This window comes from Burkholderia catarinensis (assembly GCF_001883705.2).
GTDB classification, from domain to species: Bacteria; Pseudomonadota; Gammaproteobacteria; order Burkholderiales; family Burkholderiaceae; genus Burkholderia; species Burkholderia catarinensis.
This window is the reverse complement of record NZ_MDEQ02000007.1, coordinates 274,089-287,798: the sequence shown is the minus strand read 5'-3', so window position 1 is coordinate 287,798 and position 13,710 is coordinate 274,089. Positions and strand designations below refer to the sequence as shown.

The 13,710-nt window shown below is 66.6% G+C and carries 10 protein-coding genes; all 10 read left to right on the top strand.

All coding sequences use genetic code 11. The features are described from left to right. Positions 1–11 precede the first annotated feature (11 nt). The 10 genes from BFF94_RS14050 to BFF94_RS14005 all read left to right on the top strand — a co-directional run bounded on the left by BFF94_RS14050 (position 12) and on the right by BFF94_RS14005 (position 13,591). On the top strand, positions 12–1,070 hold the full coding sequence (locus BFF94_RS14050; protein ID WP_219139473.1) for a sulfate/molybdate ABC transporter ATP-binding protein: 1,059 nt from the start codon (positions 12–14) through the stop codon (positions 1,068–1,070). Between the two features lie 75 nt (positions 1,071–1,145). Beyond that, positions 1,146–2,072, top strand: a complete 927-nt coding sequence (locus BFF94_RS14045; RefSeq protein ID WP_027784384.1) for a CysB family HTH-type transcriptional regulator — start codon at positions 1,146–1,148, stop codon at positions 2,070–2,072. Between the two features lie 346 nt (positions 2,073–2,418). Further along, complete coding sequence (locus tag BFF94_RS14040) at positions 2,419–3,015, top strand: DUF805 domain-containing protein (RefSeq protein ID WP_219139472.1); 597 nt, start codon at positions 2,419–2,421, stop codon at positions 3,013–3,015. Positions 3,016–3,342: 327 nt separating this feature from the next. Next, positions 3,343–4,293, top strand: coding sequence for a sugar ABC transporter substrate-binding protein (locus BFF94_RS14035; protein WP_128843701.1), 951 nt, complete (start codon positions 3,343–3,345; stop codon positions 4,291–4,293). 145 nt (positions 4,294–4,438) lie between these two features. Next, on the top strand, positions 4,439–6,052 hold the full coding sequence (locus BFF94_RS14030; RefSeq protein WP_219139471.1) for a sugar ABC transporter ATP-binding protein: 1,614 nt from the start codon (positions 4,439–4,441) through the stop codon (positions 6,050–6,052). Further along, complete coding sequence (locus BFF94_RS14025; protein ID WP_128843702.1) at positions 6,049–7,068, top strand: ABC transporter permease; 1,020 nt, start codon at positions 6,049–6,051, stop codon at positions 7,066–7,068. Before BFF94_RS14030 ends, BFF94_RS14025 begins: the two co-directional genes overlap by 4 nt. A gap of 35 nt (positions 7,069–7,103) precedes the next feature. Continuing rightward, on the top strand, positions 7,104–8,135 hold the full coding sequence (locus BFF94_RS14020; RefSeq protein ID WP_219139470.1) for a LacI family DNA-binding transcriptional regulator: 1,032 nt from the start codon (positions 7,104–7,106) through the stop codon (positions 8,133–8,135). Continuing rightward, positions 8,132–9,061 carry a ribokinase gene (gene rbsK, locus BFF94_RS14015; RefSeq protein WP_219139469.1) on the top strand — a complete coding sequence of 310 codons (930 nt, stop codon included), beginning with the start codon at positions 8,132–8,134 and terminating at the stop codon, positions 9,059–9,061. The genes BFF94_RS14020 and rbsK overlap by 4 nt, the downstream gene beginning before the upstream one ends. 292 nt (positions 9,062–9,353) lie before the next feature. Then, positions 9,354–11,117 (top strand): methyl-accepting chemotaxis protein, encoded by a 1,764-nt coding sequence (locus tag BFF94_RS14010; RefSeq protein ID WP_219139468.1) that lies wholly within the window; start codon positions 9,354–9,356, stop codon positions 11,115–11,117. A 551-nt stretch (positions 11,118–11,668) separates the two neighbouring features. Beyond that, the gene (locus tag BFF94_RS14005; RefSeq protein WP_128843703.1) at positions 11,669–13,591 is read left to right on the top strand and encodes a PrkA family serine protein kinase; all 1,923 of its coding nucleotides are present in this window, start codon (positions 11,669–11,671) and stop codon (positions 13,589–13,591) included. Positions 13,592–13,710 lie beyond the last annotated feature (119 nt).

The window sequence follows — 13,710 nt, the reverse complement described above, 5'->3', positions numbered from 1 at the left end:
AGGCAACCAGAATGGGTATCACCGTCCGTAACCTTCAGAAGCGCTTCGGCGATTTCACGGCGCTCGACAACGTCTCGCTCGACTTCCCGCCCGGCGAACTGGTCGCGCTGCTCGGGCCGTCCGGCTGCGGCAAGACCACGCTGCTGCGCGTGATCGCGGGCCTCGAGCACGCGGATGCCGGCCAGGTCGTGCTGCAGGGGCTCGATGTCGCATCGGTCGGCGCGCGCGACCGCCAGGTCGGTTTCGTGTTCCAGCACTACGCGCTGTTCCGTCACATGACGGTGTTCGAGAACGTCGCGTTCGGGCTGCGCGTGAAGCCGCGCCGCGAGCGGCCGTCGGACGCCGCGATTCGCGACAAGGTGCACGAACTGCTGAAGCTCGTGCAGCTCGACTGGCTCGCGCAGCGCTATCCGTCCGAGCTGTCGGGCGGCCAGCGCCAGCGCATCGCGCTCGCCCGCGCGCTCGCGGTCGAGCCGAAGGTGCTGCTGCTCGACGAGCCGTTCGGCGCGCTCGACGCGAAGGTCCGCAAGGAGCTGCGCGGCTGGCTGCGTCGTCTGCACGACGATCTGCACATCTCGACGATCTTCGTCACGCACGACCAGGAGGAGGCGCTGGAAGTCGCGGACCGCATCGTCGTGCTGAATCGCGGCCACGTCGAGCAGGTCGGCAGCCCGCAGGACGTCTACGATCATCCGCAGAGCGCGTTCGTGTACGAATTCCTCGGCGCGGCCAACCGGCTGCCGGGCACGGTCGCCGGGCGCGGCTTCGTTGCCGAGGGGGCGGCCGCGCCGATCGAGGTCGACGCCGATTTCGCGGGCCCCGCGAACGCGTATGTGCGGCCGCACGACCTGCAGCTCTGGCCGGCGGGCGAAGGGCACCGCGACGGCATCGCGGTGGACGTGCGCCGCGTGATCCCGCTCGGCGGTTCGGTGCGTGTGGAGCTCGAGGCGCGCGCGGGCGGTGCCCTCGAAGCGGAACTCGACCGCGACGCATGGCGTGCGCTCTCGCTGCAGGTCGGCGACGGCGCGACGGCCGTGCCGCGCGCGGTGCGCGTATTTCCCGCGCGTTGACGAGACAATGCGCGGCAGGGGGCGGAATTCGCTCCGATTCGACAATCAAACAACGACAGCCTAAGAGGCATACCCATGAATTTTCAGCAATTGCGATTCGTGCGCGAAGCGGTGCGCCAGAACATGAACCTGACGGAAGTCGCGAACGTGCTGTACACGTCGCAGTCGGGCGTGTCGAAGCAGATCAAGGATCTCGAGGATGAACTGGGCGTCGACATCTTCATCCGGCGCGGCAAGCGGCTGACGGGGCTCACGGAGCCCGGCAAGGCCGTGCACCAGTTGATCGAGCGGATGCTGCTCGATGCCGAGAACCTGCGCCGCGTCGCGCGCCAGTTCGCCGACCAGGACAGCGGCCACCTCGTCGTCGCGACGACGCACACGCAGGCGCGCTACGCGCTGCCGAAGGTGATCCGGCAGTTCACCGACGTGTTCCCGAAGGTGCATCTCGCGCTGCGCCAGGGCAGCCCGCAGCAGATCGCGCAGATGATCCTGAACGGCGAGGCCGATCTTGGCATCTCGACCGAGGCGCTCGACCGCTATCCGGACATCGTCACGTTCCCGTGCTATTCGTGGCACCACACGGTCGTCGTGCCGAAGGGCCATCCGCTCGTCGGCCGCGAGAACCTGACGCTCGAGGAAATCGCCGAGTATCCGATCATCACGTACGATCAGGACTTCACGGGCCGCTCGCACATCGACCAGGCGTTCACGCAGGCGGGCGCCGTGCCCGACGTCGTGCTGACCGCGATCGACGCGGACGTGATCAAGACCTATGTCGAACTCGGGATGGGGATCGGCGTCGTCGCGGCGATGGCCTACGATCCGCAGCGCGACACGGGGCTCGTCGCGCTCGATACGCAGCACCTGTTCGAGGCGAGCACGACGCGGGTCGGGCTGCGCAAGGGCGCGTTCCTGCGCGCGTATGCGTACCGGCTGATCGAGATGTTCGCGCCGCACCTGAACGAAGCGGAAATCGCGGGGCAGTTGCGCGAAGCCGTTTGACCACCGTGCGTCGCGCGCCGTCCGGGCAGTTGCCGCGGGCGGCGCGACGTGCGCGCAGGACGCCATGCACGAGACGGCAACGGATTGGCCGGCGTGATGGTTGTCCGACTCATCGAATCGTCGACCGCAATCGCGGTTGTCAGTCCGGTGCTTCGCCGCAAGCGGCGATCGACACGCGTTCGCCTGCGGGCAGAAGAACAAGACGGGCACGTCCGAACGCTTCGTTGCGGTTCCGGCCGGACGTCTTGCCGAACGGGCTGTTTTTCAGAAGATATGATTCAATGCGCGTGAATGCCGGATGACGGGCGTTCAGGCTGTCCCACGGCTGTCATCCCGACCGACCGGCTTGGACCTGCACCTGCACCTGCACCTGCACCTGCACCTGCACCTGCACCTGCACCTGCACCTGCACCTGCGGCGCAACGCCGGGGCGAAGCGCGGCAAGCGAAACCGGCAGGCAGTCCGCATTCACAAAACAACGCACGCGAATTACCGGTTCCGACACATTCGACGACATATTGCGCGGGCCGCAACACGCGCGACGGAGAGGCGAACAATGAATCTGAAGTGGTTTCTCTTTTCCTTCGAAGGCCGCATCGGGCGCCTGCCGTGGTGGCTCTACGCGCTGGTTTCCACGTTGATCAGCGTGTTTTTCGATGCGGGTTCCCGCGGGGCGTCGGATGACGATCTACCGCTGCTGGCGATGCTTGTCTTCGTCGCGATCGCGGCCGTCGCGGTGTGGTCGTCGATTGCCGTCGGCGTGAAGCGGCTGCACGACATTGACAGGTCGGGATGGTGGATGCTGCTGCTCTTCGTGCCGATCGTCGGTGCGATCGCGTTGCTCGTGATGAACGGCTTCATCGCCGGCACGCCGTATGCGAACCGTTTCGGCGAACCGCCGTCAGCCGATGAAGACGAACCGGCGCCGCAGGACCCGGCGTGACGCGCGGCGGCCTTTCGCAAGTGTGGCATTTGCGCGTCGTGACGCACGATCGCGCACTCCGAATAAACCCTTAAATATTGTTCAGACAGGTTGCGCGTCGAAGCGAATCGGTACAGCATGTCTTTCACTCCGCCGGCGTCCCGCCGGCGGCGGCGCGTAAACGACAGCACGCGCCAGGCAGTCGGCCGTCTGCCTCGCTTCCATTTCGTGGTACCGACAGCAGCATCGATGGCCATTGCCCGGGTAGTGTGGCGCAAACGTTTGCTCACATTAAAACAACAACCAAACAATAATCCGGCCCTTCGGGCCAGTCGCCAGGAGATGTGTATGAATGTCCGCTTTCGCCGTCGCTTCCTGACCGCCGCGCTCGCCGCCGTCGCGGTCGCCGCCGCACCGGCCGTCCACGCGCAATCTGCGGCCAAGCCGAAGGTCGCGCTCGTGATGAAGTCGCTCGCCAACGAGTTCTTCCTGACGATGGAAACCGGCGCGAAGGAATACCAGAAACACAACGCGAGCCAGTTCGACCTGATCACCAACGGCATCAAGGACGAGACCGACACCGCGAACCAGATCCGCATCGTCGAGCAGATGATCGTGTCGAAGGTCGACGCGATCGTGCTCGCGCCGGCCGATTCGAAGGCGCTCGTGCCGGTCGTGAAGAAGGCCGTCGACGCGGGCATCGTCGTCGTGAACATCGACAACCGGCTCGATCCCGACGTGCTGAAGGCGAAGAACCTGAACGTGCCGTTCGTCGGCCCGGACAACCGCAAGGGCGCGCGCAAGATCGGCGATTACCTCGCGAAGCGGCTGAAGGCGGGCGACCAGGTCGGCATCGTCGAAGGCGTGTCGACGACGACCAACGCGCAGCAGCGCACGGCCGGCTTCCAGGACGCGATGAAGGCGGGCGGGATGAAGGTCGTCTCGGTGCAGTCGGGCGAATGGGAGATCGACAAGGGCAATGCGGTCGCTGCCGCGATGCTCAACGAATACCCGAACCTGAAGGCGCTGCTGTGCGGCAACGACAACATGGCGATCGGCGCGGTGTCGGCGGTGCGCGCGGCCGGCAAGCAGGGCAAGGTGGCGGTGGTCGGCTACGACAACATCAACGCGATCAAGCCGATGCTGAAGGACGGTCGCGTGCTCGCGACCGCCGATCAATATGCGGCGAAGCAGGCCGTGTTCGGCATCGACACCGCGCTCAAGGCGATCGCCGAGCATCGCAAGCAGGCAGACATGTCCGGCGTGGTCGAGACGCCGGTGGATCTCGTGACGAAGTGACGCGGCCCCGATACGGCCGCCGCCCTCAAGAATCCGGCGCGGCGGCCGTTATTCTGGGTGAGCGCGATCACGGCCACTGCATGCACATGCACTTGTGAGCGTCATACCCGCGCGCCGCGTGCGCGCGGCCGCAACCAGGATCGCGATGGAATCGACCTTCCAACCCTCCCGTTCAGCCGTTCCCGTGCTGTCCGTATCCGGTATCGGCAAGACCTATGCCGAACCCGTGCTCTCCGACGTCACGCTGACGCTCGCGCCGGGCCAGGCGCTCGCGCTGACGGGCGAGAACGGCGCCGGCAAGAGCACGCTGTCGAAGATCATCGGCGGACTCGTCGAACCGACCACCGGCACGATGCAGCTCGGCGGTCGCGCGTATGTGCCGGCGAGCCGCACGCAGGCCGAGGCGCTCGGCGTGCGCATGGTGATGCAGGAACTGAACCTGCTGCCGACGCTGACGGTCGCCGAAAACCTGTTCCTGAACCGCCTGCCGCGGCGCTTCGGGATCATCGACCGCGCGCGGCTGCGCGACGACGCGCGGGCCGCGATGGCGCAGGTCGGGCTCGACGCGGTCGATCCCGATACGCCGGTCGGCGCGCTCGGCATCGGCCACCAGCAGATGGTCGAGATCGCGCGCAACCTGATCGGCGACTGCCGCGTGCTGATTCTCGACGAGCCGACCGCGATGCTGACCGCGCGCGAGGTCGAGCTGCTGTTCGAGCAGATCGACCGGCTGAAGGCGCGCGGCGTCGCGATCGTCTACATCTCGCACCGGCTCGAGGAACTCGCTCGCGTCGCCGAGCGCGTCGCGGTGCTGCGCGACGGCCGGCTCGTGCATGCGGGCGACATGGCGGCGACGACGTCCGACGGGCTCGTCACGCTGATGGTCGGGCGCGAGATCGGCGAGCACATCGATCTCGGCGCACGCCATCTCGGCGCGCCGCGGCTCGTCGTGTCGGGCCTCACCCGCGGGACGGCCGTGCGCGACGTGTCGCTCGAGGTGCGCGCGGGCGAGATCTTCGGCATCTCGGGGCTGATCGGCGCGGGGCGTACCGAACTGCTGCGGCTGATCTACGGCGCCGATACACCGGATGCAGGGATGATCGCGGTCGGCCAGCCGCTGAAGCCGGCACGGATCGGTTCGCCCGTCGATGCGGTGAAGCACGGCATCGCGCTGATCACCGAGGATCGCAAGGGCGAAGGGCTGCTGCTGTCGCAGTCGATCACCGCGAACGTGTCGCTCGGCCAGCTCGACCGGCTTGCGCGCGGCGGCATCGTCGATTCTGCGCGCGAAACGGCGCTCGCCGAGCAGCAGATCGACGCGCTGCGGATCCGCACGCATGGCGCGACGCAGACGGTCGGCGAGCTGTCGGGCGGCAACCAGCAGAAGGTCGTGATCGGCCGCTGGCTCGCGCGCGACATGGGCGTGCTGCTGTTCGACGAGCCGACGCGCGGGATCGACGTCGGCGCGAAGTTCGAGATCTACACTTTGATGGGCGCGCTCGCGCGCGAAGGCCGCGCGCTCGTCGTCGTGTCGAGCGACCTGCGCGAGCTGATGCTGATCTGCGACCGGATCGGCGTGATGTCCGCCGGCCGCATGACCGCCGTGTTCGAGCGCGGCAACTGGACCCAGGATGCGCTGCTGGCCGCGGCGTTCGCCGGCTTCGGCCGCGAGGCGCTGCCGGGCGGCGCGCAGCATCCGGACGCGGGGCCGGCGCTGGGCGCCGCTCCCGGCACTTCGACGACAGGACGACAGCAATGACCCAGCCTCCCGTATCCCCGGCCGACGCAGGCGCACAGCAGGACGTGACGGGGCGCCGCGCGCGCACGCTGTCCGGCACGCGGCTCGGCCTGTCGAACTATCTCGGGCTGGCCGGCGCGCTCGCCGCGATGATCGCGCTGTTTTCGGTGCTGAGCTCGCACTTCCTGACCTACGACACGTTCAGCACGATCGCGAACCAGATTCCCGATCTGGTCGTGATGTCGGTCGGGATGACCTTCGTGCTGATCATCGCCGGCATCGACCTGTCGGTCGGCTCGGTGCTCGCGCTTGCCGCGTCGATGGTCAGCGTCGCCGCGCTGAAATGGCAGTGGGGGCCGCTGCCGGCCGCGCTGATCGGCATCGCGGTCGCGACGGTCACGGGGGCGCTGACGGGCGCGGTCACGGTCGGCTGGCGGATCCCGTCGTTCATCGTGTCGCTCGGCGTGCTGGAGGCCGCGCGCGGCCTCGCGTACCAGCTGACGAATTCGCGCACGGCCTATATCGGCGATGCGTTCGATTTCCTGTCGAATCCGATCGCGCTGGGCATCTCGCCGGCGTTCCTGATCGCGGTCGCGGTGATGATCGCGGCCCAGTTCGTGCTCACACGCACCGTGTTCGGACGCTATCTCGTCGGGATCGGCACGAACGAGGAAGCCGTCCGACTTGTGGGGGTTAACCCGAGGCCGTATAAAATTCTCGTATTCGCACTGATGGGCGCGCTCGCGGGGCTGGCGTCGCTGTTCCAGATTTCACGGCTCGAGGCGGCCGACCCGAACGCGGGCGTGGGTCTCGAACTGCAGGTAATCGCAGCCGTCGTGATCGGCGGCACGAGCCTGATGGGCGGGCGCGGCTCGGTGATCAGCACGTTCTTCGGCGTATTGATCATCTCCGTGCTGGCCGCGGGGCTCGCGCAGATCGGCGCGAACGAGCCGACGAAACGGATCATCACCGGCGCGGTCATCGTGGTGGCGGTCGTGCTCGATACTTATCGCAGCCGGCGCACGCGCGTGCGGTAGAAAGACAGACAGAACAGACCAGAGAGAAACGGGAAATGGCGACGATCAAGGATGTGGCAGCCATGGCGGGCGTGTCGTTTACGACCGTCTCGCATGTGGTGAACAATTCGCGTCCGGTGTCCGCGGATGTGCGCGCGAAGGTCGAGGGGGCAATTCGCGAGCTGAACTACGTGCCTTCGGCCGTGGCGCGCTCGCTGAAGGCGCGTTCGACGGCGACCATCGGCCTAGTCGTGCCGAACAGCACGAATCCGTATTTCGCGGAACTTGCGCGCGGTATCGAGGATCAATGCGCGGCCAACGGCTATTGCGTGTTCTTCTGCAATTCGGACGACGATCCGGTGAAACAGCGCAATTACCTGCGCGTGCTGCAGGAAAAGCGCATCGACGGGCTGATCGTCGCGTCGGCGGGCGAGGATGCGGTGCTCGCGCAGACGCTCGCGGACACGCATGCGCCGCTCGTCGTCGTCGACCGCAACATCGAGGGGCTCGCGGCCGACCTCGTGCAGATCGACCACGAGCGCGGTGCGTACCTGGCGACGCGCCACCTGCTCGAACTCGGGCACGCGAAGATCGGCTGCATCACGGGGCCGACCGACACGGCCGTCAGCGCGATGCGCGTGCACGGCTTCATCCGCGCGATGGCCGAGCGCGGTGTCGACATCGTGCCGGGCGCGATCGCGGAAAGCGACTTCTCGTGCCTCGGCGGCTATCACGCGGCGTCGCGGCTGTTCGAATCGGTGCGGCCGAGCGCGATCTTCGCGGGCAACGACCTGATGGGCGTCGGCGCGCTGCGCGCGGCGGCCGAGCGTGGGATCCACGTGCCCGACGACTGCTCGATCATCGGTTTCGACGACATCGAATTTTCCCGCTACACGTATCCGGCACTGTCGACGGTCGGCCAGTCGGTGCGCGCGCTCGGCGAAATGGCCGCGCAGACGCTGATCGAGCGGATCGGCGGCGGCTCGACGGCCGTGCCGAGCCGCCGCCGCGTCGTGTCGCCGCGCCTCGTGCTGCGCGAATCGACGGCGATCTACCGCGAACCGCCTGCCTCCGGCGGTCGCGCATGACGGCGCCGGCAGCGGGCGCCGGCCGCGTGACGGTGGTCGGCAGCCTCAACATGGATCTCGTCGTGCGTGCGCCGCGGCTGCCGCTGCCGGGCGAAACGCTCGCCGGTCACGCGTTTGCGCAGGCGGCGGGCGGCAAGGGCGGCAACCAGGCCGTCGCCGCCGCACGGCTTGGCGCGCAGGTCGCGATGATCGGCTGCGTCGGCGCGGATGCGCACGGCGCGGCATTGCGAGCGTGCCTCGAAGCCGAGGGCATCGACTGCACGGGGCTCGCGACGAGCGCGTCGGCGTCGACCGGCGTCGCGCTGATCGTCGTCGACGATGCGAGCCAGAACGCGATCGTGATCGTCGCGGGCGGCAACGGCGAGGTCACGACCGAAACGATCGCACGGCATGAAGCCGCGCTGGCATCGGCCGACGTGCTGATCTGCCAGCTCGAGACGCCGCCGGACGCGGTGTTCGCGGCGCTGTCGGCCGGGCGCCGGCTCGGCCGCACGGTGGTGCTCAATCCGGCCCCGGCCGTCGCGCCGCTGCCGCACGGCTGGCTGCCGCTCGTCGATTACCTGATCCCCAACGAGGTCGAGGCGGCCGCGCTGACCGCGCTGCCCGTGCGCGACCCGGCTGACGCGGAAGCCGCCGCGCGTGCGCTCCAGGCTGGCGGTGCGCGCAACGTGCTGGTCACGCTTGGCGCCCGCGGCGTGCTCGCGCTGACGGCCGACGGCACCGCGCGGCACTATCCGGCCCCGGCCGTTCAGGCCGTCGACACGACGGCGGCCGGCGATACGTTCATCGGCGGCTTTTCCGCGCGGCTCGCGGCCGGCGCGGACGTCGACACGGCCATCCGCTTCGCGCAACGCGCGGCGGCGCTGTCGGTCACGCGAGCGGGCGCGCAGCCGTCGATTCCGACGCTCGCCGAGCTGGCCGATTAGGGCCTGATCTCCGATTCCCGATTCCGCATCGCGGCCGGTCCGTCATATGAGACGGCCGGTCGCGTTTCCGGCAACGCGCCGGAGCCTTGGCGGACCTTCTCCCATCCGGCTTGTCGAGCCTGTCGGGCTTTGCGTCAATTCTTCAGCCATTTGTAATAAACAGACGAATAATTCGAAAAAAATAGAGAAAACCATCAAGTTGTGCGCTGCACGGTCGTAAATGCGTCAGGTGAAGCAATGCTTCGAGCCAACGGGCCGGGCCCGTTCATGACGACGCAACACAGGATGGATGATGGTGTTCAGGAACCTGACGATTCGTGCGCGCATCGGTTTGACGATGGCGTTTCTGGCGGTGCTGCTGGGTGTAACCGGCGTGCTCGGGCTGTACGGGATGACGCGTTCGAACGACTCGACGCGCGAGATTTTCACGAACCAGATGCCGAGCGCGGTCGACGTGTCGATCGCGGAACTGTTCGCCGCGCGCGAGCGCCTCGCACTCGATCGCGCGGCGCTGCTGGCCGGTACGCCCGACTCGGCGGCCGCCGTCGAGCGCAGCCGTGCGATGCGCACGCAGTCCGACGCGTGGTGGCAGAAGTACCTCGCGCTGCCGCGCGGCCCGGAAGAAGATCGGCTCGCGCAGGACGTTGCCGCGAAGCGTCAGGCGCTGCAGCACGGCTGTGACGCGTTCTCGGGCATGCTCGGGGCGGACCAGCGAGATCGCATCGCCGACGGCGCCAAGCAGCTCCAGGCGCTCTACAACGACCTCTCGGTGGCCAGCGACGCGCTGCGCAACTTCCAGTTCACCGATGCGCAGGCGGGATTCAATCAATCGGAATCGCTGTTCGACACGTTGCGCGTGTTGTCGATCGTCGCGCTCGTGGCCGGCATCGGCGCCGCGCTGCTGTCGTGGCTGACGCTGAGCCGCGCGATCGGCCGCCCGATCGCCGACGCGCTGTCGTATTTCGACGCGATCGCCGCGGGCGACCTGCGCCGGCCGATCGTCGTGGACCGGCGCGACGAGATGGGCCAGTTGCTCGAGGGGCTCGCGAAGATGCAGCGCGGGCTCGTCGACACGGTACGCACGGTGCGCGGCGGCAGCGAGTCGATCGCGACCGCAGCTCGCCAGATCGCGGCCGGCAACATCGACCTGTCGTCGCGCACCGAGGAGCAGGCCGCGGCGCTGCAGGAAACCGCGTCGAGCATGGAACAGTTGACCGGTACCGTGAAACAGAACGCCGACAATGCACGTCAGGCAAGCTCGCTGGCCGCGAACGCGTCGGAGATTGCAAACAAGGGCAATACGGTGGTCGGCCAGGTGGTCGGCACGATGGGCGAGATCAACGACAGCTCGGCGAAGATCGCGGACATCATCGCGATCATCGAGGGAATCGCGTTCCAGACCAACATTCTTGCGCTGAATGCGGCCGTCGAAGCCGCGCGTGCGGGCGAGGAAGGCCGCGGCTTCGCGGTCGTCGCGGGCGAGGTGCGCAGCCTCGCGCAGCGCTCGTCGAGCGCGGCCAAGGAAATCAAGGCGCTGATCGACGCGTCGGTGGAGCGCATCCGGACGGGTTCGACGCTGGTCGACGAAGCGGGGCGCACGATGAGCGACGTGATCGGTGCGGTGCAGCGCGTGACGGACATCATGGGCGAGATCGCGGCGGCGTCCGAGGAGCAGAGCGGCGGGATCGACCAGGTGGCGCGCGCGGTCGCGCAGATGGACGAGGTCACGCAGCAGAATGCGGCGCTCGTCGAGGAAGCCGCGGCCGCCGCGCAGTCGCTGGACGAACAGGCTGGGCGCCTGCGTGAAACGGCGGCGGTATTCCAGCTCGACGACGACGCGTCACGCTCGGGCGCTGCGGCGCCGGTTGCGGCACGTCGCGCATCGCGTGCGCCCGCCGTGGCGGTAGCCGCGCCCGTACAGGCTGCTGCGCGCGACGATCGCGATGCACCGCCGAAACACGCGGCCGCAGCGACGCCGGCACGCAAGCCCGTCGCTGCATCCGCTGCGCCGGCACAGGCTGCCGCCGCCGGCGCCGATGACTGGGAGACCTTCTGATTCGCGCGTGCCGCGCATCTATCCCCATTTGGTGACGAACGACGCCCGCGACCAGCGGGCGTTGTCGTTTCCGCGCTGGACAAAATGTGACGGTGCGCATGAACGATCGCGCATCGTCGCGTGCGTCGCGAGACCCGCATCGACGGATACGCGCACGCGTGCGCGTCATGCGTCATGTTCCCGCATCTGTCGTACGGGTATCTCCGTAAGGGCACTGCGAAAAAAATTTGTAACGGCGCGCGCGGCGTGTCGTCGGAAACGGCCGCTCGAACGTATAGGGTGAAGGGGGGAAGTGACGACGTCGGATGTGTCCAACGCACAAGACGTTCCGTTGTTGGACGAGACGCGCCGGATGCAGTTTCTGCGGCTCGGGAGATCGATTGTAAAACGACGAATTGCGTTGTCCAAGCGCTGTTGTCGAGAATGACGAACTTCATACGAAGAGTTCGTGAAAAAAAATAAGAAAGGGTTTAGGATGAATTCGAACGAGCTTGCTTCTGCGCAGTCGTACGAAGGCAGGCACGTCTTCAGACTCAGGCGAGGGAGGTAGCATGGATATTTACAGCAGCTTCGCGAACCGCTTCGAAAAAACGCGAGAGGAAGAGCTCTCGCTGGAGGAGTATCTCGCGCTCTGCAAGAACGAGCCATCCGCGTACGCGACGGCTGGTGAACGCATGCTGGCAGCAATCGGGGAACCTGAACACATCGATACCCGCAACGAGCCGCGCCTGTCGCGGATCTTTGCGAACAAGGTCATCAAGGTCTATCCCGCATTCCGTGAGTTCTACGGAATGGAGGAAGTGATCGAGCAGGTGGTCGCGTATTTCCGCCACGCTGCGCAAGGGCTCGAAGAGAAGAAGCAGATCCTCTACCTGCTCGGTCCGGTGGGCGGCGGCAAGTCGTCGATCGCCGAGCGTCTGAAGCAACTGATGGAGCGCGTGCCGTTCTATTCGCTGAAGGGCTCGCCCGTCAACGAATCGCCGCTCGGGCTGTTCGACTACGACGAAGACGGCCCGATCCTCGAGGAACAGTACGGCATTCCGCGCCGCTACCTGAAAAGCATCCTGAGTCCGTGGGCCGTCAAGCGGCTGCACGAATACAACGGCGACATCCGCCAGTTCCGCGTGGTACGCCGCTATCCGTCGATCCTGCGGCAGGTCGGCATCGCGAAGACGGAGCCGGGCGACGAGAACAACCAGGACATCTCGTCGCTGGTCGGCAAGGTCGATATCCGCAAGCTCGAACAGTACGCGCAGGACGACGCCGATGCGTACAGCTACTCGGGCGGCCTGTGCCTCGCGAACCAGGGCCTGCTCGAGTTCGTCGAAATGTTCAAGGCGCCGATCAAGGTGCTGCACCCGCTGCTCACCGCCACGCAGGAAGGCAACTTCAAGGGCACCGAGGGCTTCGGCGCGATTCCGTTCGACGGGGTGATCCTCGCGCACTCGAACGAGTCGGAGTGGAAGGCGTTCCGCAACAACCGCAACAACGAGGCACTGCTCGACCGGATCTTCGTCGTGAAGGTGCCGTACTGCCTGCGCGTGTCGGAAGAGACCAAGATCTACGAGAAGCTGATCCGCAACTCGTCGCTTGCCGAGGCCGTATGCGCGCCGGGCACGCTGAAGATGATGTCGCAGTTCTCGGTGCTGTCGCGCCTGCACGAGCCGGAGAATTCGAGCCTGTTCTCGAAGATGCAGGTGTATGACGGCGAAAACCTGAAGGACACCGATCCAAAGGCGAAGTCGTACCAGGAGTATCGCGACTACGCGGGCGTGGACGAAGGGATGACGGGCGTGTCGACACGCTTCGCGTTCAAGATCCTGTCGCGCGTGTTCAACTTCGATTCGAGCGAGGTCGCGGCCAACCCCGTGCACCTGATGTACGTGCTCGAACAGCAGATCGAGCGCGAGCAGTTCCCGCCGGAAATCGAGCAGAAGTACCTGTCCTTCGTGAAGGACGTGCTCGCGTCGCGTTACGCGGATTTCATCGGCAAGGAGATCCAGACGGCCTACCTCGAGTCGTATTCGGAGTACGGCCAGAACATCTTCGACCGCTACGTCACGTATGCGGACTTCTGGATCCAGGACCAGGAATTCCGCGATCACGACACGGGCGAGAGCTTCGACCGCGCCGCGCTGAACGCGGAGCTGGAGAAGATCGAGAAGCCGGCCGGCATCAGCAATCCGAAGGATTACCGTAACGAGATCGTGAACTTCGTGTTGCGGGCGCGGGCGGCGAATGCCGGCAAGAATCCCGTGTGGACGAGCTACGAGAAGTTGCGCGTCGTGATCGAGAAGAAGATGTTCTCGAATACCGAGGAACTGTTGCCGGTGATTTCGTTCAACGCGAAGGGGTCGGCGGAGGAGCAGCGCAAGCATGAGGACTTTGTGAATCGGATGGTCGCGAAGGGCTATACGCCGAAGCAGGTGAGGCTGCTTTGCGACTGGTACCTGCGCGTGCGCAAGTCGTCATGACGCGCGCGGTACCGCGCCCGTGCGGCGAGTCCGTACGGGCGCCTTCGGAGACGCCGCCCGCATGACGGCAGACGGCATGTGCGGCGAGCGTCCCGGCAGATCGACTTTCGAGCGGGAGA